At 45.0% G+C, this 23747-nt stretch carries 21 protein-coding genes; 11 read left to right on the forward strand and 10 right to left on the reverse strand.

Annotated elements, in window-relative coordinates; all coding sequences use genetic code 11:
• Window positions 1–228: 228 nt before the first annotated feature.
• Window positions 229–1743 carry a phospholipid carrier-dependent glycosyltransferase gene (locus tag QT984_RS12235; protein WP_333057181.1) on the reverse strand — a complete coding sequence of 505 codons (1515 nt, stop codon included), beginning with the start codon at window positions 1741–1743 and terminating at the stop codon, window positions 229–231.
• 295 nt (window positions 1744–2038) lie between these two features.
• Between QT984_RS12235 and QT984_RS12240 the strand changes: the two genes are divergently transcribed.
• Window positions 2039–5401, forward strand: coding sequence for a CHAT domain-containing protein (locus tag QT984_RS12240; protein WP_333374092.1), 3363 nt, complete (start codon window positions 2039–2041; stop codon window positions 5399–5401).
• Between the two features lie 121 nt (window positions 5402–5522).
• On the opposite strand, the gene QT984_RS12245 is transcribed toward QT984_RS12240, so the two are convergent.
• The 3 genes from QT984_RS12245 to acsF form a co-directional block, all read right to left on the reverse strand.
• Entirely contained in the window at window positions 5523–6932 is a 1410-nt protein-coding gene (locus QT984_RS12245; protein ID WP_333057183.1) for a site-specific DNA-methyltransferase, read from the reverse strand.
• On the reverse strand, window positions 6917–7798 hold the full coding sequence (locus QT984_RS12250) for a hypothetical protein (RefSeq protein ID WP_333057205.1): 882 nt from the start codon (window positions 7796–7798) through the stop codon (window positions 6917–6919). Before QT984_RS12250 ends, QT984_RS12245 begins: the two co-directional genes overlap by 16 nt.
• A 160-nt stretch (window positions 7799–7958) precedes the next feature.
• Window positions 7959–9035: a magnesium-protoporphyrin IX monomethyl ester (oxidative) cyclase gene (acsF, locus tag QT984_RS12255; RefSeq protein ID WP_333057206.1), complete on the reverse strand. Its 1077-nt coding sequence runs from the start codon at window positions 9033–9035 to the stop codon at window positions 7959–7961.
• A 416-nt stretch (window positions 9036–9451) separates the two neighbouring features.
• Here acsF and QT984_RS12260 point away from each other — a divergent pair, with 416 nt between their 5' ends.
• Both QT984_RS12260 and rpmF read left to right on the forward strand, forming a co-directional pair.
• On the forward strand, window positions 9452–9928 hold the full coding sequence (locus tag QT984_RS12260) for a TM2 domain-containing protein (protein WP_333273288.1): 477 nt from the start codon (window positions 9452–9454) through the stop codon (window positions 9926–9928).
• 176 nt (window positions 9929–10104) lie between these two features.
• Entirely contained in the window at window positions 10105–10278 is a 174-nt protein-coding gene (rpmF, locus tag QT984_RS12265; RefSeq protein WP_006632406.1) for a 50S ribosomal protein L32, read from the forward strand.
• Between the two features lie 42 nt (window positions 10279–10320).
• On the opposite strand, the gene queA is transcribed toward rpmF, so the two are convergent.
• Window positions 10321–11460: a tRNA preQ1(34) S-adenosylmethionine ribosyltransferase-isomerase QueA gene (gene queA, locus QT984_RS12270; RefSeq protein ID WP_333374095.1), complete on the reverse strand. Its 1140-nt coding sequence runs from the start codon at window positions 11458–11460 to the stop codon at window positions 10321–10323.
• 148 nt (window positions 11461–11608) lie between these two features.
• Here queA and QT984_RS12275 point away from each other — a divergent pair, with 148 nt between their 5' ends.
• Window positions 11609–11998: a hypothetical protein gene (locus tag QT984_RS12275; protein WP_006632408.1), complete on the forward strand. Its 390-nt coding sequence runs from the start codon at window positions 11609–11611 to the stop codon at window positions 11996–11998.
• Window positions 11999–12199: 201 nt separating this feature from the next.
• Here QT984_RS12275 and QT984_RS12280 read toward each other — a convergent pair whose 3' ends face one another.
• Entirely contained in the window at window positions 12200–12793 is a 594-nt protein-coding gene (locus QT984_RS12280; RefSeq protein ID WP_333207659.1) for a YraN family protein, read from the reverse strand.
• 14 nt (window positions 12794–12807) lie between these two features.
• Here QT984_RS12280 and QT984_RS12285 point away from each other — a divergent pair, with 14 nt between their 5' ends.
• A complete protein-coding gene (locus QT984_RS12285) occupies window positions 12808–13323 on the forward strand; it encodes a pentapeptide repeat-containing protein (RefSeq protein WP_333042425.1) in 516 nt (171 codons plus the stop codon).
• Between the two features lie 376 nt (window positions 13324–13699).
• Here QT984_RS12285 and dnaG read toward each other — a convergent pair whose 3' ends face one another.
• Window positions 13700–15718 (reverse strand): DNA primase, encoded by a 2019-nt coding sequence (gene dnaG, locus QT984_RS12290; RefSeq protein ID WP_333057188.1) that lies wholly within the window; start codon window positions 15716–15718, stop codon window positions 13700–13702.
• A 271-nt stretch (window positions 15719–15989) separates the two neighbouring features.
• Between dnaG and QT984_RS12295 the strand changes: the two genes are divergently transcribed.
• The 3 genes from QT984_RS12295 to QT984_RS12305 all read left to right on the forward strand — a co-directional run bounded on the left by QT984_RS12295 (window position 15990) and on the right by QT984_RS12305 (window position 20229).
• Window positions 15990–16925 carry an NAD-dependent epimerase/dehydratase family protein gene (locus QT984_RS12295; RefSeq protein WP_333057190.1) on the forward strand — a complete coding sequence of 312 codons (936 nt, stop codon included), beginning with the start codon at window positions 15990–15992 and terminating at the stop codon, window positions 16923–16925.
• 160 nt (window positions 16926–17085) lie between these two features.
• Window positions 17086–18006 (forward strand): Rpn family recombination-promoting nuclease/putative transposase, encoded by a 921-nt coding sequence (locus QT984_RS12300; protein WP_333233614.1) that lies wholly within the window; start codon window positions 17086–17088, stop codon window positions 18004–18006.
• Between the two features lie 18 nt (window positions 18007–18024).
• Complete coding sequence (locus QT984_RS12305; protein WP_333374098.1) at window positions 18025–20229, forward strand: tetratricopeptide repeat protein; 2205 nt, start codon at window positions 18025–18027, stop codon at window positions 20227–20229.
• A 206-nt stretch (window positions 20230–20435) separates the two neighbouring features.
• Here the strand turns inward: QT984_RS12305 and QT984_RS12310 are convergent, their stop codons facing one another.
• Together QT984_RS12310 and QT984_RS12315 are read right to left on the reverse strand one after the other, a co-directional pair.
• On the reverse strand, window positions 20436–21173 hold the full coding sequence (locus QT984_RS12310; protein ID WP_333057193.1) for a hypothetical protein: 738 nt from the start codon (window positions 21171–21173) through the stop codon (window positions 20436–20438).
• Window positions 21170–21496, reverse strand: a complete 327-nt coding sequence (locus QT984_RS12315; RefSeq protein ID WP_172192102.1) for an MgPME-cyclase complex family protein — start codon at window positions 21494–21496, stop codon at window positions 21170–21172. The genes QT984_RS12310 and QT984_RS12315 overlap by 4 nt, the downstream gene beginning before the upstream one ends.
• A 114-nt stretch (window positions 21497–21610) precedes the next feature.
• Here QT984_RS12315 and QT984_RS12320 point away from each other — a divergent pair, with 114 nt between their 5' ends.
• The 3 genes from QT984_RS12320 to QT984_RS12330 all read left to right on the forward strand — a co-directional run bounded on the left by QT984_RS12320 (window position 21611) and on the right by QT984_RS12330 (window position 23401).
• Window positions 21611–21817: a hypothetical protein gene (locus QT984_RS12320; protein WP_333057195.1), complete on the forward strand. Its 207-nt coding sequence runs from the start codon at window positions 21611–21613 to the stop codon at window positions 21815–21817.
• 197 nt (window positions 21818–22014) lie between these two features.
• Window positions 22015–22173, forward strand: coding sequence for a hypothetical protein (locus tag QT984_RS12325; protein ID WP_333207664.1), 159 nt, complete (start codon window positions 22015–22017; stop codon window positions 22171–22173).
• Window positions 22174–22201: 28 nt separating this feature from the next.
• A complete protein-coding gene (locus QT984_RS12330; RefSeq protein ID WP_333260691.1) occupies window positions 22202–23401 on the forward strand; it encodes a glycosyltransferase in 1200 nt (399 codons plus the stop codon).
• 140 nt (window positions 23402–23541) lie between these two features.
• On the opposite strand, the gene QT984_RS12335 is transcribed toward QT984_RS12330, so the two are convergent.
• Window positions 23542–23747 (reverse strand): hypothetical protein (locus QT984_RS12335; RefSeq protein ID WP_333298226.1); only part of this gene is annotated, 206 nt, incomplete at its 5' end.

Genomic DNA, 23747 nt, shown 5'->3' on the forward strand with positions numbered 1-23747 from the left:
CTTGTGGAACTTTATTTAGGAACAGGCAAGATGCCTGTTCCACAAAACTTAATTTTCTTGTGGAACGGGCATCTTGCACCTTGGTTAGGAACAGGCAAGATGCCTGTTCCACAAAACTTAATTTTCTTGTGGAACTTTATTTAGGAACAGGCAAGATGCCTGTTCCACAAAACTTAATTTTCTTGTGGAACGGGCATCTTGCCCGTTAATAAAAAAATTATTTCTAGCTTAAACCCAAGATGGCAGCCACATCCTAATTTTCCATTCCATTTGCGACAAAGGCAGTCCCAAATAGATAGGCATCCAGAAAATAAAAGCACCCAAAACCAGAAAAATAATTGTTACCCCCATCCCTCGGAGTCGAGTTTGAGGGCTGTGCAGCCACCTGTCAACCCACCAAGCAAGTGCTAAGGCTGAAAACACAGAACAGCCCATATAATGGTACAAAAATATGCAGCGAGTCACCTTCACCCAAGGCAGCAAATTAGCGGCCCAATTAACTATTAAATATAACGCCAGCCACATTTCAGCAGTCGGCGGAAACAAAATCGGCCGCTGCTGTTCTATGGTGTCAACAGAAGCCTCGCTGCGCGTTTTCAGCCACACCAAAATCCGGTGAACTAAAACTCCTATTACTAGCACTAAAGCTAAGGTTGACAGCCACCAAAGGAAGGGATTTCCCATTGCGTGAACGTCAAAAATTACCTCAGTTGCACCTTCAGGTAAAGGCGGCAAAACCGGATCTGGTTGGGCATTGTTGCTAGCTTTTTTGAAGAAGTAAACTATCGGGCGCAGCATCAACGGCCAACCGTACCACGCGGAACAGTAAGGATGTACATCTGGGCCGCTTTTAATCCGCTGGTGATAAGTCAAAATTTCCGTTTGCATCTGCCAGAAATTGGGAGTTGGATTAAAGTGCAGGTGAGGAATCCAGGATATGCTATAAACTAAAATAGGAATAATAGCTAGACTAAACCATACTTCTATAAAACTGAGTTGAGTCAGTTTTTGTACGGGACTTTCGGGAGGAATTAGAGCCGAATTAACCTCGCGAACCTGTTCTTCATCTTCTTTGTTTCCCTGAATAAAACGAACTGCCCAAGCGCACAGCAACATCAGATAAGTACCGAAAAGAAACCACAATCCGTTCCATTTGATAGCCGCAGATGCGCCGAAACCTATCCCGGCTAGCACCAGCCAAAACCAGCGCTTCTTACCTTCAGCTTCTACTGATTTTAAAATAAATAACTGGCCTAATATTCCAAACAAAACTAGATAAATGTTGTTCAGCGCGTAGCGAGATTCAACTAAAAACAAACCGTCGCAGGCGATAAATAAAGCAGCCAGAAAAGCAAAGGTGCGGCGCCCAACGAGCTGATAAGCTAGGGCTCCGACAACTAGGGGAATAAAGGAACCTGTGAGAGCATTCAGCCAGCGGTAATCCCAAGGAGAAAGCAGGGAGCCAGCCATACTGTTGACGGCGGTTTTGCCGAAGGGAAGGTGAGTGCCGATCCAAATGCCGATCGCAATTATGTACTGGCTCAGAGGCGGGTGAGCGTTGAAAAAAGGAGTTTTTGTGAGATAATTGTTGGCAAATTTAGCGTAATAAACCTCGTCAAATACTAAGGTGTTAAATCGCTCTAGTTCCCAAAAGCGGAGAGTTAAGGAAAATAGAAAAATGCCTAGCATTGCTAGGGAAAAAATAACATTCGATTTGTTAAATTGTGTTTTCTTGATTTTCATAAAACAGCAGCAAATAATAGATCCTAAATTTGAGGGCGATCGCTAATTTAAAATTCCTGAATATAGAGTAACCTAAAATAGGACTTGTGCAGAAACCGAATTTTTGATGAGAAACCGGGTTGTTTGGAAACACCCGGCTTCTAATAATGCTTGGAGAGTGCAGCGAGAAGCAGTAACGACTATTGTTTCACCAAATGCTCCCGATCTAATTGGCCAGCCGGAAGGAAAAGCGCGGATCACAAGGTGCGATAGATTATGATAGCAGCTAATCATGTCTTTTTTTGAGCGAGTGCTTATGAATCCCATACTTTCGATTTGGGGGCGTTGGGGGTTAGCTGTAGGTGCGACTATCTTGATGGGATCTGCCGCCGCGCCAAATCCCCAGACATTTGAAAGTTTTGCTGATTTTTGTAGCAACAAAGAGAATTTGACCCCTGAAGCCAGACATACGGTGGAGGTGTTGCTATCAAAAGCAAAAACACAAGAGTGCGATCGCGCTCAAAAAACACTGACTAATCTCACAGAACTTTCCCTGATTCGCAATCAAATAGTCGATATCAAACCATTATCAAAATTAACCAATCTGAGAAAGCTCAACCTCAGTAGAAATCAAATAACAGATGTGCAACCCTTATCGGGACTAACAAATCTGAGATATCTCGTCCTCAATTTCAATCAAATCTCAGACGTGAAACCATTATCGGGACTGACTAATCTGACGGATCTTTTCCTCGAAGCCAATCAAATCGTCGATGTAAAACCTTTAGCTGGATTGACTAATCTAACAGGGCTGTCCCTCGCATCTAATCAAATTGTAGATGTGACACCTTTATCGAGAATGACTGAGTTAAACTTTCTTTATTTGAGTGACAATAAAATCGCCGATGTGAAACCATTATCGGGATTGACAAATCTGATATTGCTTTTCATCGAATCCAATCAAATCGCAGATATCAAACCTTTAGCGGGATTGACAAATCTGACCGCCCTACACATCAGTAGAAATCAAATCGCAGATGCCCAACCTTTAGCGGGATTGGTATATCTGACCACCCTCGATGTCAGTAGAAATCAAATCCCGGATGGGGAAGCCGATCGATTAATTCAGAAAAACAAACAACTATTAAATCAAAAAACAGATGAAGCCGATCAATTGATTCAGGAAGCTAGGCGATTATTCGCTCAAGAAACAGCAGCATCTTATCAGGAAGCCTTGCAAAAGTTTGATGCAGCGCGTTCGCTTTATCAAATGCTTAGAAATAGGGAGAAGGAAGCTTACACGCTGCATCAAATGGGCTTCATTACTAATAGATTAGGAGACAGACAGCAAGCCCTGAACTACTACAATCAAGCCCTTGCTTGGAATCGGACTTTAGCCGATCGCCCTAAACAAGCCGTCATCCTCAACAATATCGGCGCCGTCTACTATGCTTTGGGAGAGAAACAGCAAGCCATCGACTACTATAACCAAGTCCTTTCCCTAATTCGGGAAATGGGCGATCGCCCTGAAGCAAGTATCAACCTCAGCAACATCTCGAACCTACCCGCAAACAGCGACACATCTTTGGGCGATCGCACTGCAGAAGCCACCACACTCAACAACATCGGCTTAGCCTACAACGATTTGGGAGAAAAACAGAAAGCAAAAGAGTATTTCAACCAAGCCCTTCCCTTATTCCGCGCTATGGGCGATCGGGCTAAGGAAGCCACTATCCTCAACAATATTGGCTTAGTCTATTCAGATTTGGGAGAAAAACAAACAGCCCTCGACTACTACAAACAAGCCCTCGATTTGAGACAAAAAGCGAGAGATCCGCGTGGAGAAGCCCACACCCTCAACAATGCAGGTAATACTTACTCAGAATTGGGAAAACAGCAGAAAGCAGAAGAATATTTCAACCAAGCCCTGCCACTGTTTCGCGCTGTGGGCGATCGTCCTGGGGAAGCCCTCACCCTCTACAATAGGGCTATTCTCAAAGGCGATCGAGGCAATTTAATCGCAGCCCTCACTGACATTGAAACCTCCATCAAAATCATCGAAAACCTCCGCACCAAAATTACCAACCACGAGCTCCGCATCTCATACTTTGCCACCGTACAACACTATTACCAGTTATACATTGACCTGTTAATGGAACTGCACAAAACCAATCCCAACTCTGGTTACGATCGCAAAGCCTTAGAAGCCAGCGAAAGTTCCCGTGCCCGCAGCCTTCTCGAACTTCTTCAAGAAGCAAACGCCGATATTCGCCAAGGTGTAGCCCCGGAATTATTGCAGCAAGAACGCAATTTACAACAGCAACTCGATGCCTTAGAAACACGCCGAATCGAAACTCTAAGCCGCCCCAATCATACCCCCGCAGAAAAAGTAGAATTAGACCAAAAACGGCAAACTTTACTAGGACAATATCAGGACATTCAAGCCCAAATCCGCTCCACCAGTCCCCGGTACGCCACCCTCACCCAACCGCAACCTTTAACATTGGCACAGATTCAACAACAAATCCTCGATCAGAATACAATTTTACTCCAGTATTCTTTAGGGAAAGAGCGCAGCTATCTCTGGGCTGTGACTAAAACCAGTATCACCAGTTACGAATTGCCCAAACAGGTTGACATCGAAAAAGCCGCCCGCAATTTCCGCAATGCTGTGACTAACCCGCGCTACCGAAACATTCCCGCTCGAGTTGCTGAAGCTAACAACACGCTTAGTCAAATTATTTTACAGCCCGTAGCAGCACAACTCGCTCAAAAACGCCTGCTGATTGTTGGCGACGGCATTCTCAATTACCTCCCCTTTGCCGCCCTCTCAATCCCTGAAACACCCGGTAAAAATCCGAATCCGCCTTTAATTGTAGACCATGAAATTGTGCTGCTGCCTTCCGCTTCCACCTTGGGAATCTTAAGACAAAACTACAATGACAGACAACCCCCAACTCGGACTTTAGCAATGCTCGCCGATCCAGTTTTTAGCGCTGACGATGAACGACTCAGAATCCAGTCTAATAGCGCCAATCCCCAAGCAATAGAATCAGTAAATCTCGGTTTAAGCCGCTCTAGCCGCGCCAATAACATACAGTTGAGCCGTTTACAATTCACTCGCCAAGAAGCTCAAATCATTCAAGCGTTAGTTCCTGCCACTTCTCGCACCGCATCTTTGGATTTTGAAGCCAGCCGCGCCGCAGCAACCAGTCAGAACTTAAGCCAATATAAAATCATTCATTTTGCCACTCACGGTTTAGCGAATAGCACTAACCCGGAACTATCGGGAATCATCTTGTCACTGGTAGATGAAAAGGGGAATCCCTTAAACGGATTTCTGCGACTTACTGATATTTTCAATCTCAAATTAGCAGCAGATTTAGTAGTGTTAAGTGCCTGTCAAACCGGATTAGGGCAGAACATTCAAGGCGAGGGCATGGTAGGATTGACACGGGGATTTATGTATGCAGGGGCTCAGCGAGTTGTGGTGAGTTTGTGGAATGTGGATGATGAAGGAACAGCTACATTAATGTCGAGTTTCTATCAGGGAATGCTGCAAAAAGGGTTAAGGCCAGCGGCAGCATTGAGGGCGGCACAACTGGAAATGTGGAAGCAGGAAGAGTGGCGTTATCCTTATTATTGGGCGGCTTTTACTATTCAGGGGGAATGGCGATAAATTTTATGAAAAACAGCTAGGATATCAAGTCAGGTTAATAGTTGATAAATCTTATATGGTAATAGTCGAGCCAATTTTTGCGATGTGGCGGAATGCTTTTTGTGAGTTTTATTGTCCGCTGCTACTGCCATTCTCTCCATTGCCTCACAATATCTTCTAGTTCCCCAGCAAACGAATCAGTTGCATAAAGATCAAAGTTATTAATCATCTCGCTTTTTTCTAAGGGAGACTCAGCTTGAAATATAGATTCATCTAAGTTAAAAAGCGATAATTGGCGAGACTCGTCATCCGATGGATTCTGGTGTAGCGATGTTTGCTGGCTGACAAAATCGCCCATTCGTTCGCAACCCTTAGCAAAACGGCGCAAAGTAGTTGCGATCGCCTCAGAACTATTATCAATTCCTATCCATCTCCTCCCAAACTCCGAAGCCACACTCAAAGTCGTACCAGAACCAGCAAAGCAATCGAGCACTAAATCATCAGGATTTGATGAAGCTCGAATAATTCGACTAAGTAAATCGCGGTTTTTCTCAGTTGGATAACCTGTAATTTTAATATTCTGATTGTGAGCATCGCGAAACTCTAGCCAAATATCTTGTACGGGAATCCCGCTACTGCTATCCAAATATATCTTGCGACGGGGATTTCCTGTTGCAGACCAATATATTTCCCCTCTAGCATCCATTTCATCTAGTGTTTGAGGTGGAAATTGCCAATGCTTTCCCGGTGGCGGATTCATCCCTCGCCAAGACTTTCCAGTTTCGCCATTTCGCACTCCAGGCGCATGAATCGGAACCTTTTTATATCGCCGTCCAGTTTCCTTTTCAATGTATTCATATTCTTTGTTGGCGCGCTTATCTGTCCATTCTTCAACAGGACGATTCCAGACATAAGTATCTGATTTACTATAAAACAGGATAAAATCTGAAACATTGCCGTAAGTCTTTTTTGTGTAGTTCTTTGGATTACATTTTTTGCGAGTAATCCAATTTCTAAAATTGCGTTGACCAAAAATTTCATCCATAATCACCTTGATATAAAATGCCATTTTATCATCAAGATGGACATATATTGAGCCGTCATCAGCTAATAACTCTCTCAATAGTATCAACCTCTGACGAATAAATTCAATATAGCTGTTACCTGCTAATAAGTCAGAATAAGCATCAGTCTGAGATCGCGATTTAAATATAGTTTTCGTTGCAAAAGGCGGATCTATGTAAATTAATTTTACTTTACCTTGAACAGAGTTATCTTGAAGTAAATTTGCTAAAATGGGCAAGTTATCACCATAGTATATACGGTTTTCATCCAGCCCACTTGGCTGTTCATTGTTAGCCCACAATTTTACACATTTAGCTTTCTTAGTGCCTAAAACTTCACTAGCAGGCTGTTTTCCCGGATATAAAAAACACGCATCCAAGCTATTGTTTAATTTACTTTCATTAAGATTGGATGTAGCTTGATCTTTCGATTGTTTTTTTGAAATACCAGTAGCCATTCTCACTCCTATTTTTAATAACGCAGCCATTCCACTGTAATTCGGTCTGGAACCATACGCAGTGTCAATACCATAATCTGATCTGGCCAACTATTTTCAATATCTGCGTAGTCATCCCACATTGAACCGAGTAAAAGACCAGGCCCATCATTCAAAAAAATTACCTTAGTTCTTAAATTGTGATTTTGTGCGTAACTGAGGATTTCATCAGCACAGCTACGATAACCGCCTGTTCGATCGTCTTCTTGTGCACCACCTCTATCTGAATCATATCGTGCTAATCCTATTGCCAGCAATTCATTTTCATTAATATCGTAGATTGCAAAATCAACTGGGCGTTTCGGGTTGGAATAGTTTGCGAAGACATTTCCCATCAGGATATCTTTTCCGGCTCGCTCTGGCCCTCGGATTGCCAAGTATGGAAAATGTAAGCGGAATAAGGAAAAAAACCTTTCAGTTAGGTCGTATCCTTTGTTGCCACGACTTTTGTATTCCCACAACAAAGCGGACATTGCCTCGTCAGGAATAGGACGAGTCATGTATGCAGCTTGAACTTCTTGAACAGACCTAAAACGAGATCCAAACTGATTGCAAATATCCGCTGTCTTTTTTTTCCTTCTGAGCATTTCAACTGGAATCTCAGGGCTAACATACTTGCGAAACACCCTGAGAAGTTGAACTCGCATCCATGTGCTAGGAACCTCAGAAATCTGTATAAATAGGCGCACTGATGATTCAGAAGTCCTGAGTAATTGCCCAAACATTACTAAAACTGGTTCGTAAAGTTGGCAAGCCTCTTGTAAGATATCTGGATAGTATTCTCCTGTCATCAAAGTTATCCAGTTGTGTCCATCTGCTTTGTAGTCTACAAAAGAGTTGCGTCTTCCCGATATCATATTACTCACCCTTCATCTCACAATTAACTCCTTCATAAATTTCGCTTGAATTTGAAACTCGATCGCACGATCGAGCATCAAAACTAATCTAACATTATACCTAAAAAAAGCGGCTCTGCTTGCCGCAGAACCGCCGTCACAGAGGATGAAAAATCAAAACTTAACGCACAGCGCCCTGTACTGAAGGTGATTCAATTGTTTTCATGAAGTACAGCTTCAACAACTGCCAGCCGTTCGACAAGTACAAAGGCAATTTTTGGAAGAATTGCAAGAATTTCGGAGTATTAGAAGCAACAATTGCTGTCAACTGCTGATTGTTCTTGAGGCAAATATCCAGCCGTTCATAAAATTCTGGATTGTTCACGTCCAGCATGACGGGGAATACGCGGCCTGCTGTTTCGTTGGTCTTTTTGATGACTTCGATGTCGTATTCGCGAGCATCTAGACCGAGCGATCGATAAAAACCCGCACGCTGGATATCATTGAGATACATTGTCGCGAACACCGACAGCAAGAAGAAACGGCACCACAGCTTAGCGCGCCAATCGTTCAACATCTGAGGCTGAGCTCTCATCACCGCATCGAAGAAATCTCCGTGGCGGTTTTCATCCTGGCACCAATTTTCAAAGAATCGGAAAATCGGATAAATCTGGTCTTCAGGATGGGCTTTTAAGTGCTGGTAAATCGTGATGTAGCGCCAATAACCAATCTTTTCAGACAAGTAAGTCGCGTAGAAAATAAACTTCGGCTTAAAGAATGTGTAACTGCGGCTCTTTGTCAAGAAACCCAAATCCAGGGACAAATTAAAGTCGGACAGCGCTTTGTTGAGGAATCCGGCGTGCCGCGCTTCGTCGCGGGACATCAGGTTGAAACCCTCGGCGAGCACTGGATTTTTGTCTTTGAGCCTGCGTCCCAATTCTTTGTAAAGCAAGAACCCAGAAAACTCAGCGGTGCATGAACGTTCTAGAAACTCAATGAACAACTGGCGTTTTTCGCCGTCAATGTGATCCCAAGATTGAGCGAACTCCTCATCCCGCACGAAGTGGTTTTTGTTGTAGTCAACGCGGAACTCTTGGATAATTGCTTCTAGTTCGGCTTCGTTTACCGAGATGTCCATTTTGGCCATCTCGTCAAAATCTGTTGTGTAAAATCTCGGCGTGAGAATAGTTTCTTTGGCTGGGGCTTTCACTCCCGGCCGCAGTTCTTCAAAAGTGGGTTTTTTGAGGGAATCTACCATATGTTTATTGGATTTCTGCTTATAACTACTCGCTTGTTTCCATTGTCGGGTACTGCGGGCGATCGCGCTCGTGTATGTCCGGCCAGCGCTGGCGGCGCGCTTGCTTTGGCGCTCCGTGTGGAATCCAGGTCTAAGCTGCTGTAATTTCCACGCCCTCCAGTTTACCAAGCTCTCGCCCGCGAAAATATGTTGCTGGCGTTAAGAATTGCTACGCAAAATTACTCATGGGCATGGGCATGGGGCATGGGGCATGGGGCCTAGGGCATGGGGAATTGGGGAATTGGTAGTAAATAACCAATAACTTCGGACTATGCACAAATATCTGCTGGTGTCAAACTGTTCAAACACCAGATAGAAAGTACAAAATGGATAAAAGGACTCCAATTCTTAGAATAACCAGGCAGGACGGTCAGAAAATGAGCAATTTAGGTGTTAGTTACCTTTTATGGGCAGCTTGTTTTTTCGGCCCCTTCGGACTCCACCGCCTCTACAACGGCAAGATTGGTACGGGTTTGCTGTGGCTGTTTACCTTTGGTTTGTTTGGGTTTGGGCAATTGTTTGACTTGCTGCTGCTGCCGAACATGGTGGACGAACACAATGCCAGTCTCAGGGGCAAACTCGGCGTATCTCGCGAAGGTATACCGCTATATCCCAGCAACGGGGCGATCGCCGCGACATATCCCAAGCAAACTCCAGACCAGTTAGGGGTTAAACTCCTGAAGGCAGCTTATACCAAGAACGGAAGATTATCTGTCACCCAAGGGGTGATGGCAACCGGCGCTACTTTTGCCGAAGTGGAAGAGGCTTTCACGGCACTGCTCAAAACGGATTATGTGAGTATCGAGAACGATGCGGTAACTGGCGTCGTGATCTACCACTTTCACGAACTTTAGCTGCTGCGGGTGCGTGATCTAGGGGATTTTGTCTATTTTTCCAGAAGCTAATCGCTGACGCACCCTACTACTTGATATTGGTTGGTGAGCAGTTATTGCCGTTTTTTGAGTAAGCATTGCCGACAAAATCGGCTAGAATGTTTGTTTGTCTATATAAGCAGAAAGTATTTAGCGTCATGGCAGTCCCTAAGAAGAAAACCTCCAAATCCAAGAAGAATATGCGTAAGGCCACATGGAAGCGCAAAGCTGTAGTGGCAGCTCAGAAAGCTCTGTCTCTGGGCAAATCTGTTCTGACTGGACGTTCCAACAGCTTCGTGTATCCTGGCAATGAAGAAGAGGAGGAAGAATAGAAACGGCATACCGGGCATGGGGCGAACCCGATGCCCGATCGATCAATCCTTTTTTGCTGCTGGTAAAATCAGCATGGCATCGCCAAAGGAATAAAAGCGGTACTGATGCTCGATCGCTTCTCGGTACAAATCCAACAGCCGAGGCCTTCCAATCATCGCACTTATCATCATCATCAAAGTAGAGCGGGGCAAGTGAAAATTGGTAATCATCCCCTCTACAACCCGCCACTTGTAACCAGGGTAGATAAACAAATTAGTCTGGCCGCAAAAAGGTTGCAAGGAAAAATCGCCACTCGCGGCGGCGGCTCCCTCTAAAGCTCGCACTGCTGTTGTACCCACGGCAATGATCCGCCCGCCTCGGGCTTGAGTTTCCCGGATTTTCTCGACGGTGGCGGCGGGTACTTCCACCCATTCGCCGTGCATTTTGTGAGCCGTCACGTCTGCCACCTCCACCGGGCGAAACGTCCCTACTCCGACGTGTAAGGTGACAAAAGTTTTTTCGATTCCCCGCTGTTCCAAGCGGCTGAACAATTCTTCGGTGAAGTGCAGGCCTGCTGTGGGGGCAGCCACCGCCCCAAGCCGATCGGCATAAACAGTCTGGTACTGTTCCGCTGAAGCTTGGGAATGGTCGATGTAGGGCGGCAAGGGTACGTGGCCGTATTCGTCCAAAAACTTCACCAGATTCTCATCTGTGGGGATGTCAAACTCCAACAGCCGTCCTCCTGTTGCGTCGTCCCTCTCTATAACTGTTGCAGTCAATCGACGACGATCGGGGATCGTGGCATCGGTTCGGCAACAGCAAGGAGCTGTGGTAGAGTTCTCATCGGCAGGGGCGATGGGATCAAACTCAATTTGCGATCCCAACTTTAAGCGTTTCCCCGGTTTAACCAAAGCCAGCCAACAGTTGTGCTGCCGTTCTTCCATCAACAATATCTCCACAGCCGGGCCGTTGGGTTTGTGCCCGTAGAGCCTCGCGGGTAGCACGCGGGTGTTGTTGAGTACCAGCAAGTCGCCTGGTTCCAGCAAATCTGGCAAATCCCGGAAAATCCGGTGTTGCTGGGTGCTGGGAGAATCTACAGCCAGCAAGCGAGAACTGTCCCTCGGCACTACGGGATTTTGGGCAATGCGCGAGGGCGGAAGTTCGTAGTCGTAGCCGTCCAAAGACCAGTCCATCTCTGTCATCAAGTGAATTCCTGTGCGATCGATCTGTCAACTGGGTAACAAATTGGGTAAAAACCCCCATCCAAAGTCGGGTGCTTTTCCCCTTGTGGTGGCGGGTATACCCCGCGAGGATAGAGGTATAGCATCAGCTTTGCTCATAAGGATCGTTATGGAATACCTCTACTACATCGCCAATACTAGCCTTACTCTGAGAGTCGTGGATTACCTACGCACGGCTCATCATCTTCCCTTGCAATTTATCACTGTTATTCACCAAATTGACGGCTGGGTGGTAAAGGTGAAAATGAGCCAATACTTAACTCCCGAAATGCACGGGGATTTTCGGGCTTTTATGAACGAACTCGGGATTCCTTACGATCCTGAAATTCGCTTGCAAATGGCGCTTTGGAGTTTGGAAACCGGACAGTCGCCACTGAGCGTGATGCGCCGCTACCAGGTGGCCGTGGTTTGTCACGGCAGCCCTGACCGCAAAGAAATTGAAGCGTTTCGCCAGCAGTTTGTCAAGGGTCTGGGATATTGCCCGGAAACTCTGGCCTAGATTGCTACGCATATACATTAACTGTGATGACAGAACAGGAGAGGGAGAGAAGGGGAAAGCGGGAGAAGATTTAACGCTTTTTTCAGCTCCGTTAAAGCTTAAGAGAGAACTGCGCGACAGCCTAGGCAAGTTAACAATTAAAAATGACCTAGGGGCATTGGTTTGAGATTTTACCCTCTAAATTTTAATTATTATATATTTTTAAATGCTAAAAGCCGATCGAATGTATTCTTGCAGGGTGAGTCGGTAGTTACCTGCAACGGCGGATTGAGAGTTCGCTGCTGTTAATGGTGGTAAGATTTGCTTAGTGTTTTGTTGTGAAGGTTCGCACCTGACTAAAGCGACATCAAAGCGACAATAATTATTGGCTAAATCTGGATGGGTGCTTAAAAATATTTCGGCTGTTTGCCAAAGTTTGGCTTGTTTTGTGGTATTAATAGCCAACATTCCACCCGCATCCCAATTTCCCCGGCGGCGAGTTTTCACCTCTACAAATGCTAATGTTTGGGATGTGTGATTGGGAAGACTTCGGTTTTTTGCGCTTTCTTCATCTCTTCCGAGTGCGATGATGTCAATCTCTCCCCAGCGACAGTGCCACTGGCGGTGCAGGATTTCCCAACCTTGCTGCTGCAACCACTCGGCGACTAAGTTTTCTCCCAATGTGCCGATATCCCTAGAGTTTGGAGATTGGGGGGAATTGGAGTCAGCGGTGGCAAGCGGGCGATTCCCTACGGGATAGCTACGCTTGACGCGCTTTCTGGTAGAATTCAATTCAGAACTGTCACGACTGCTCATTAGCTTGAACTTGTATGATGATTTCTCGAATTCGCCAACATATTTATACTTTCTTGCTGAGTTTTGTTATTTTAGCAGTAATTGCCGCTGGGGCGATCGGCATTAATCCCGCACCTGCTTTCGCTTTGGATCACGACAAAGAAATCCTAGTCGGCGCTGATTTTACTGGCCAAGTTCTGACTGACGACAGCTTTAATAAAGCCAATCTTCGCAACAGCAATTTTACTAATGCAGATTTGCGGGGCGTCAGCTTTTTTGCGGCCAATATGGAAGAAGCAAATTTAGAAGGCGCTAATTTCACGGGTGCTACTTTAGATTTAGCTCGCATGATGAAAGCGAATTTAACTAATGCTATCCTTGAGGGTGCTTTCGCTTACAATACCAGGCTGGAAGGAGCTATCATTGACGGTGCAGATTTTACTGAGACACTGCTGCGAGACGATATGATAGAAAAACTTTGTAAAGTGGCAAAAGGTACTAATCCCGTGACAGGTAGAGATACTCGCGAAACTCTTTTTTGCGATTATTAAAAGGGTCGTTGAATAAAGTAATAAAGTCCTTAGTACAAACGGGTTCTTAGTAGGGACTTTATTCCTTATATCAGTTTAAAAAAATGTAACCGCACGCAAGCTTCAAACCCAGGGCTGTTTCATTCTCTTGTAGGGGCAATCCGACCCCTACTCCCCGTGGTTGCCCCGATATCTGAAACCCCTACCCGCTCGTCTATGGGCTGGGCGGGCACTCTTGGCACCGCCCCTACAAAACCCTGCTTTTCGGTAGGGGCAATCCGACCCCTACTCCCCGTGGTTGCCCCGAAACAGCCCTAGCTTCCCACCTATATCGAACGAGTCATCTCCAATCTCCAATCTCCAATCTAAAATCTAAAATCTAAAATCTAAAAGGGTATTAGCCCCAAGGCACGGATGTTAAATCGTAAAAATTAACTTGACGCAGCCGCTCTAATTCCTTGAGCCATTCTTGTTCGGCACAGAATAGTTGGTGATATTCTATAGCCTCTTCGCCACTGCTAGCGGCCTTGGCTTTTTCCCACATATTGAGTGCAATCCGGCGGCGCTTCATGCTGATAATTTGCTCGATACAGGCGAGGGCCGATCTAATTACTAGAGGTGCGCGATAAACATTTCTTTCTGAGAACTCATTCAAGTGAAATAAATGCGAGATTTGATTGAGTTGATTGGGATATTCAATGAAGCTATCTTGTAATTTCAATATTAACTCTGAAGGCGCTACTTGTAAAGACATTTTGTGCAATATTTCTGCATTCACAATCTGGTGCCACAAAAATCTGTGGTGAGAAAGGCTAAACTGCACGTCTCTAGCTTCTATTGCTTCTCTGACATCTTGGCGGTATTCGGGACAGTGCAAATAAATCTGCAATAATTGCGCTTCTGCTTCTTCTAAAAGACTGCGGGCTACGGCAGATAAGCTTGATTTTGAGCTTTGGTTTTCGCCGCTTGCACGCTGCTTTTTATATTGTTTGTTCGGCTTCAGCTTGTTTCTAATTAACAGGGGCATTGTCAAAGATTCGTCTTGACTCTGGCGCTTAGCCCAATCGCTGACTACTTGATTGAGCAAGTTTTCAGCAATCATTTTTGTGAGTCTAAAATCTCCTTTGCTGAGAATTTCGGCGCACTTTTGCAGGTAATGTGCTAGCTGATTGTCGTCAGTGATGTTAGTTAATAAATTAATAATTTTTTTTGTGACTTGCTGGGAAGTATCGGCTTGCTTCAAATCTTGATTTACGAGCATTTGTTGCAATTGCCAGTCGAGCCACAATGGAGCATTTTCGAGCAATTCTCGATATTGTTCTGGGGAGTATGTTTTGAGGTATTCGTCGGCATCTTTGCCGTCGGGAATGTTGAGCACCCGCAGTTGGACTTCTCCTTGATAAGCGAGTTTTTCTATTTCCCCAATCGCGCGTTCTGCTGCTTGAGTTCCTGCTTTGTCGGCGTCGAAGTTAAGGATAATTTGTTTGGAGTCAGTGTAGCGCAATAACTGCCGCACTTGGTTTAAACTTAAGGCTGTTCCCAGGGAAGCGACGGCGTTGGAGATGCCGGCTGCTTGAAGTGCGATCGCATCAAAGTACCCCTCTACAACCACTGCGCGATCGGCTTTGCTAATGGCTGTTTTGGCTGTATCTAAGGCGAATAAAGTTTTGCCTTTGTCGAACAGTTCTGTTTCGGGAGAATTGAGGTATTTCGGCTGTTCGTCGCCGAGAGCTCTGCCGCCGAAACCGATGACTCTGCCTTGGGTGTCGCGAATGGGAATCATAATGCGATTGCGGAAGCGATCGTAATAACCGCTGCCGCCATTTTTTCGCGGTACAATTAATCCAGCTTGTTCTACTAATTGCGCCGGATAGTTTTTCTGTTCTACTAAATAACTGTAAAGTGCTTCCCAACCTTGGGGTGCATAACCTAATTGAAATTGTTGGATAGTTTCTTCGCTTAGCTGGCGCTCTGATTTGAGATATGCTAAGGGTTCTTCTCCTTGAGTTTGTCGCAAAGCGTGTTCGTAAAAGTTGGCTGTTAGTGCTGAGATTTCATAGAGTTGTTCCCGCAGAGAAATTTGCCGCTGCAATTCTTGTCGGTGTTCCGGTTCGACTGTTTTGACGGGGACTTGATAATTTTTAGCTAATTCTAATACTACTTCGCTGAAAGGGCGTTTCTCCAATTCCATGAGAAACTTAAAAGCATTGCCGCCTGCACCGCAGCCGAAACAATAATACATTTGTTTGCCGGGACTGACAGTAAAGCTGGGAGATTTTTCGTCGTGAAAAGGACACAAACCTACGAATTCTTTCCCGCGTTTCCGCAAGACGACGCGACCGGAAATAACGTCTACTATGTCGGCTCTTTGTTTGACTTCTTCGATTGTTTCTGGATGCAGCCGGGGAACTTGCATAGGGCTATTTTAGGCAAATTGAAAGTGTTGGAGAAGGAAAGCACTACACGGATGAGGACACGGATACACGGATGAATTATCTACTCTGAGTGATTTCTCATGAGATTCAAAATCCCAGCCTCCTTAAAAAGGTGAAATAATTAGTGTCAAAGTCAACCCCTACTCCCCTTTTTAAGGGGGATTTAGGGGGATCTCCGGGGATAGAAAACACGCCCTAGGGCATAACTTTATTGTAAGATATTTATACTAACTGTAAGGAGCATCGAAATTAATGCGAATTTTAATGATGGGCGGTACTCGGTTTATTGGGGTTTATCTTACTAAGATTTTAGCAGCACAAGGGCATGAAGTGGTGTTGTTTAACCGGGGCAACAAGCCTGTACCGGTTGCGGGCGTAAAACAGATTCAGGGCGATCGCACAAATGTCGAACAACTAAAAGAAAAGTTATCGACGGTTGAGTTTGACGCGGTTTTTGACAACAACGGCCGCGAACTCAGCGATACAAAGCCTTTAGCTGAAATATTTAAAGGGCGGGTGCAGCACTTTGTTTACATGAGCTCTGCGGGGGTTTATTTGAAGTCGGATCAAATGCCTCATATTGAAGGGGACGCTACCGATCCTAAAAGCCGGCATTTGGGTAAGTGCGAAACCGAAAATTACTTGGCAGAGTCCGGTTTGCCTTGGACTTCGATTCGCCCGACTTACATTTACGGCCCTCAAAATTATAACGATTTAGAGGCTTGGTTTTTCGATCGCATTGTGCGCGATCGACCGATTCCGATTCCCGGTAACGGAATGCACTTCACGCAGTTGGGGCACTGTCAGGATTTGGCTAAAGCAATGGCGGCGGTTTTGGGCAACTCTAGGGCGATCGGGCAAATTTACAACGTTTCAGGCGATCGATTTGTCACCTTTGACGGTTTAGCCCGCGCCTGCATTCAAGCAGCAGGTAAATCCCCTGATGCTATTAAGATTGTACACTACGATCCCAAACAATTTGACTTCGGCAAAAAGAAAGCTTTTCCGATGAGATTGCAGCACTTTTTTGCTTCAGTTAATAAAGCTGTCACCGAGCTTAACTGGCAGCCGGAATTTGACTTAGTTTCTGGCTTAAAAGATTCTTTTCAGAATGATTATGTAGTTTCGGGGCGGGGCAAAGCTGAGATAGATTTTTCAGTTGATGACGAGATTTTGAAAGCCGTTTGAAGTTAAGTTATAGTGGGAGCATCTTAATGTCCGAAAAAATCTAGAACCCCACCCTAACCCTCCCCGCGAGTTCGGGGAGGGAACAAGAAAGAAAGCAAACAGACTGTCACAGTAAGGTTGGCAGCCGTGTTAAGTACAAATGTCGAAGGAGAAAAATAACATGAGATTTATCAATCCCAAAATTGATTTTGCCTTCAAGAAAATATTTGGCTCCGCCCAGAGTACCGACATTCTGATTAGTTTTTTGAATGCCCTACTCTATGAAGGGCGATCGATAATTGAAAGTTTAGAAATCCTTGACCCTTATCTTGGCCCTCAAATAGCGGGAGTAAAAAACAGCTACTTAGATGTCAAAGCGCTACTTAATGACGGCACATACGTGATTATCGAAATGCAAGTTTTGAAGGTACAGGCCTTTGGCAAGCGAGTTTTGTACAATGCAGCAAAAACCTATGCACTCCAATTAACAAGGGGAGAACTATACAAGCAACTGCGACCTGTGATTGCTTTGACTATCACTGATTTTGAAATGTTTCGCGGCGAGCAAGATGTGATTTCGCATTTTGTCTTCAAAGAAAGAACTCGCCTGTCTGATTATCTACAAAATGATATTGAGTTAGTATTTGTAGAGTTGCCAAAATTTAAGAAAGAATTGGATCGACTGGAAACTCTTACGGACAAGTGGATTTACTTTATCAAAACTACTGGCACTTTGGATGAAGTACCTCAAACAATGGTCACAGTCCCGGAAATTCAGAAAGCTTTTGAAATTGCCAATCAAGTTAGTTTGACACAGGAGGAATTTAACATATTACAACAGCAAGAGTTTTTTGCTCAAGATCAAGAGGGTTCAGTGGCTTTAGGTCGGGAAGAAGGCAGACAAGAAGGCAGACAAGAAGGACAAGTAGGGTTAATTATGCGTTTGCTAAGTCGCCGTTTAGGTCAAATAAACCCGGATATTGAAAGCCGCATTCGCCAATTGCCGATCGACAAATTAGAGAATCTTGCAGAAGCCATGTTAGATTTTTCTAATGCCGAAGATTTAACAGCTTGGTTGGAAGCTAATTCTCCAAAAGATTAGGAATATTAGGTAAATCTCATGCTTGGAATAACACTCGGCAATCGCTACAGTATTATCCGTCACTTGGGAGGCGGCGGATTTGCTCAAACTTATTTAGCGGAAGATAAGCAGCTACCAGGCAATCACCTCTGCGTCGTCAAGCAGCTTAAACCTCACGCAACTGATCCGGAAACTCTACAGGTAGCAAGACGTTTATTTGATACTGAAGCACAAGTTTTGTACAAGTTGGGAAATCACGATCGCATTCCCCGACTTTTTGCTTACTTTGAAGAAAATCAAGAATTTTACCTAGTTCAAGAATTTATTGAAGGTCACGATTTAAGCCAAGAAATTATACCCCCCCAAACCCCCCCTTACCAAGGGGGGGCTGGACTTGGCTCCCCCCCTTATCAAGGGGGGGCTGGACTTGGCTCCCCCCCTTACCAAGGGGGGGCTGGGGGGGGTTCCTCTTACCAAGGAGGAACTGCGGGAGTCATGCAGGAAGATGCAGTCATTTGTATATTGCAAGAACTTCTCGAAATTTTAGACTTTGTACACCAGCAAAATGTGATTCACCGCGATGTCAATCCCCGCAATATACTCCGCAGAGATAGAGACGGAAAATTAGTTTTAATTGACTTCGGCGCCGTCAAAGAAATTACTACTCAAATCACCACTCCTCAGCCCAAGAATAGCTTGAGTGTCAGCATCGGTACGCCCGGTTATATGCCCAGCGAACAAGCTCACGGCAACCCGAAACTCAGCAGCGATATCTATGCCGTCGGTGCGATCGCAATTCAGTTCCTCACTGGCATAAATCCTCACCAAATGCCAAAAAATACCGAGACAGAGGAAATAATTTGGCAGGACAAAACATCAGTCAGCCCTGAATTTGCGACTATTTTAGATAAGATGGTAAAGTACGATTTTCGGCAACGTTATTCTAGTGCCGGCGAAACGCTGCAAGCTATTAAAGAATTGAAAAATTCTTTCAGCGGTACAGTTCCTGTATTGCCTCCGGTTGCTGCTGCGAAGGGGCAGCTAAAATCCCGAAAAAAACTGTATTTAAAAATATTGTCGATCGCCAGTTTAATTGGCATCAGTATTATAGCATCTATTTATGGTGTAAATACTTTTAATGCGGCCAATGCAACTGACCTGTACAACCGAGGCAATACTCTTTACAATTTAAGCCGATTTGAAGAAGCTCTGGCCGCTTATGAGCGAGCAATAAATCTCAGGCCTGACTACGCGGAAGTGTGGCAGGAAAAAGCCAAAACTTTATATGAATTGAAAAAATATCGAGAATCGCAGTCAGCTTATGATAAAGCCATAGAATTAAAGCCGGAATACTTGGAAGCTTGGACGGGACGCGGTTATGCTTTGGATAAGTTGCAACAGTCTCAAGAGGCGATCGCATCTTTTGATAACGCTTTGAAAATCCAGCCAGACTATGCCGCAGCGTGGGAAGGCAGAGGCGATGTTCTCTTAGATTCGCAGCGGTACGAAGAGGCGATCACTTCCTACGAAAAAGCTGTAAAATTTCAGCCCAATTTGTACCGTGCCTGGTACAATCGGGGACAAGCTCACCAAAAATTAAAACAGTACGATCGAGCCGTTGAATCATATCAAAAAGCAGTTGAAATCAAATTCGATAATTATGAAGCTTGGTACAATTTAGGCAATGTCTTCCTAGAATTAAACAAAAACCAAGAAGCTTTTGAAGCCTACGAAAAAGCCGTGCGGTTTCAGCCCAAGTTTTATCAAGGGTGGTACAGTAAAGGCATCGCTTTGCTGAAAATGCGGAGGCATGAAGAAGCGGTGGAAGCTTACGAAAAAGCTGTTAAATTAAAACCGGATTATTATCAAGCGTGGTATAATTTAGGTTGGTCTTACCACGAATTACGCAAGTACGAACAAGCAATTGAGTGTTACAGCAGAGCCTTAGATTTAAACCCGAAAGAATATCAAGCGTGGTACAATAGAGGAAATGCTCAGTCCAATTTAAAGCGGTACGAAGATGCGCTAGTATCTTACAATGAAGCTGTGTATGTCAAACCTGACTACTCGGAAGCCTGGTACAGCCGCGGCAATGCACTGGTGGCGGTAAAAAGATACGAAGATGCGATCGCCTCCTATGAAAAAGCTATTCGCTACAAACCCGATTACCGAGCCGCAATGGAAGCAAAAAAGCGGGCAGAAAGTCAGCCCGAAAACAATCAGCCACAGCCAAAACAACAATAATTATTAATTAAATTTAGTCAGAACTTAAGCAATTGTCACAATTAGTAAGGTGCGTCAGATATTTAAACCCTCAATAATCGTTTAAGAAACTCACCTGACGCACCCTACAATGCTATTATTTCTTCTTCCTTGTCAAGAATGATGAATACTAGATAATTCATCCGTGTATCCGTGTTATCATCCGTGTAGTGCCTTCCTTCTTGCTTTCAGCGAACAGCGGGAGAAATTACGGTAACTCGGCGGCTGTCTACTAACATCGGCCAAAAACCTCGATCGCTCAATGCTTTTACAGCAGCAGTAGCGGCGTTTTGATCCGTTGTATAAGCGACGAATAAAAAGGGACGCTGGCCGTAGGAAGCTAAGCCTACTTGCGTGCCTAATGCTTCCCTGACTTGACCTGCTAATTCCGGTTGGTTGAAGTAATCTACTAACACTGCATAACCAGGGCCCAGGGGTTGGGGATTGAAGGCAAGATTGCCACTGGGAGAATTGGTGATTGGTTCTGAACCTGGTGCTGGCTGAGGGTTGTAGACTGGCAAATTTTGGGGTAGTGCCGCTGCGGGCGATCGTACTACGTAAGCTTGCAATCCGACAACATCTTCGATGTATTTAACCCAATCGCTGGCGATTTGCGAGTCGCGAAAGCCACCAACTCGCGTCACCGTGTCATTGATGTACCGACAAACTGTGTTGTTAGTATTTCCAGGGAAAGAGCGTTTTGCTCTTTCTTGCTGTTCGGGTGTTGTGGTGACAATTAACAGTAGATATTCATCGGACTGCGGCGGTTGGCAGCTCGACTGAGCTTTAACAGAACTCGATAAAATTGTCAATACCAAAAGGGCGATCGAAGTAGCAGGAAATAGGGGGAGAGACAAAATAAATTTGTACAATTTACCCCTAATTGTTGTTAGTTGTTTTGTCGGATATTTTGCTCTTTTATTCATGCTGTCTGTAGGGATGCAAGGGCATCAGGAATAGTTGGTGATGGTGCTTGAAATTCACCTGTCAGTACATATTCTAATCGCAGTTTCAACCAGGTGATGAAGACAGGATCGGTAGAAATAATAGCGGCGGCTGGCTGAGGGCATTTTGCTTTAACTTCTGCCATTGTCGGTGCTTCTAGGAAAGCCGGCTGCTTGACCAACCAGAAGTCTATTTGTTTTTCTTGTTCGTTGTAGTTGCGAGTTCTTTCTTTAAACACTTCATCTAGGGCTTCTTCTTCTAGCAAAAAGCGTTGGCTGGCTAAAACGTAGTAGTAGGTTTGCATTTTTGTCGGTTGTTAGAGGTTGACGGTTAGCGGTTAATGTCGCCTGTATCGGCCAGTTTTGCTGGTCAGGGGCGGGTTTGCCGAGTTGCGGCAGTTGGAGAGTTCTAGACTCTTGTGCCGTTTACTTTACCTTATTTGCTGTCATCTTGGGTAGATGCAGAGCAAGTCGCTTCAGAAAAATCTTTGGTGGTGAGTGTTGGGGGAGTTGTGAGAGTTGCGAGAGTGGCTGGTTTTTTGGGGATTTGGGCGATTATTTTTCGGGCTGGTGATTTTCGGGAAAATTTAGGTGACAATAGGAAATTAGATGGAATTGCAGGTTGAATAATTACCAATTATTGAGGCAATCTGGGGGCTGTTAAACCTGATTGGGAGTGGTTTGCATATATAAAAACTTGAGATAGTTTTTGATTGCTAACCCTAAAAAAAGGCTTTCAGGGCGAGCGAACTGCTTGCGGGAAAATCAAAGGTTTGTGACTACTACCTAAAAACAGTCCTGACTATTGTATTAAAAATGTAAAATGTGTGAATTGATTTCCTCTCCCCGGAATAGCGATCGCCCCGCTGTCACTTCCCCCATCCCACCAAAAGCGATCGCCCTCCGCCCCTGCTCAAATAAGCTCAACAAATCAGCTAAATTTGTTGCCCACGTATTGCAGCCAAAGGCTAAACTAATCTAAGCTTTACCATAAAATTTTCTCCCCGTTCATGAACATCGCTTATTTAGTCAACCAATATCCCAAAGTCAGCCACAGCTTTGTCCGCAGAGAAGTCCTAGCGGTTGAAAATTGCGGCATGAAAGTCGCACGATTTTCGATCCGATCCTGCGAGTCTGAACTCGTTGATGAAGCCGACAAACTAGAGCAAGAATCGACTAAAGTAATCTTAGGAGTTGGTTTACAGGGGTTAGCGTGGGGTTTGCTTCGCGTTGCCGCAACTAGACCAATTCGATTCATCGAAGCTGTGCGGTTAATGTTCAAAGTTGGCTGGCACTCGGAACGGGGGATTTTGCTGCATCTAGCTTATTTAGCAGAAGCTTGCATTCTTTTAAATTGGTTTGCAGAATCCGGTACAGCACACGTTCACGCTCACTTCGGGACAAATTCCACAACAGTCGCAATGCTGTGCCGCGTGCTTGGCGGCCCGACTTACAGTTTCACCGTTCACGGGCCTGAAGAATTTGATAAAGCCACACTTCTTTCCTTAGACGAAAAAATTAAACGATCGACCTTTGTAGCAGCAGTTAGTTCCTTCGGTAAAAGTCAGCTTTTTCGGTGGTGCGATCGCACTTTTTGGTCAAAAATTCACGTCATACACTGCGGCGTAGATGCTGCATTTTTAGCTGCACCCTACGTCCCCATACCCGCAGCACCCCGCTTAGCTTGCATTGGCCGGCTCAGCGAACAAAAAGGTCATTTATTATTGCTAGAAGCTGCTAGCAAGTTAGCAGTTCAAGGCTTAGAGTTTAAGTTGGTACTCGTAGGAGACGGGCCGCTGCGATCGGATATTGAACAGCAGATTCAGCAACTTGGTTTGCAAAACCATATAGAAATTACCGGTTGGGCCAGTGGCGATCGAGTTCAGCAAGAGATTTTAGCTTCACGCGCAATGGTATTGCCGAGTTTTGCCGAAGGTTTGCCCGTCGTAATTATGGAAGCCCTCGCTCTCAATCGGCCCGTAATTAGCACCTATGTTGCTGGCATCCCGGAGCTCGTAGAACCCGGTGTTTGCGGTTGGTTAGTTCCTCCCGGTTCCGCAGAAGCATTAGCCGTAGCGATGCGCGCGGTATTGGAAGCACCTCTAGAAAAGCTAGAACAAATGGGGAAAACAGGAGCAGAACGGGTTGCTCAACAACACAATGTTGATTTAGAGGCCAAGAAATTAGTGGCGCTGTTTGAGAGTGCTTGAGAATGGTGCAAAACCTATGGATTAACTGACATTTTGCACCATTATTAATAAGTCTTTCAAGGGCGGGCAGGATGCCCAACCCCTACTCCCCACAGGAAAATTAATTGTTTGTGGAACAGGCATCTTGCCTGTTCCTTGAATTAAGCTGTAATTCTTTGTGGAACAGGCATCTTGCCTGTTCCTTGAATTAAGCTGTAATTCTTTATTGTTTGTGGAACAGGCATCTTGCCTGTTCCTTGAATTAAGCTGTAATTCTTTATTGTTTGTGAAACAGGCATCTTGCCTGTTCCTTGAATTAAGCTGTAATTCTTTATTGTTTGTGGAACAGGCATCTTGCCTGTTCCTT

Origin of the sequence: Microcoleus sp. Z1_B2, from assembly GCF_036700325.1 — a bacterium.
Classification (GTDB): Bacteria; Cyanobacteriota; Cyanobacteriia; order Cyanobacteriales; family Microcoleaceae; genus Microcoleus.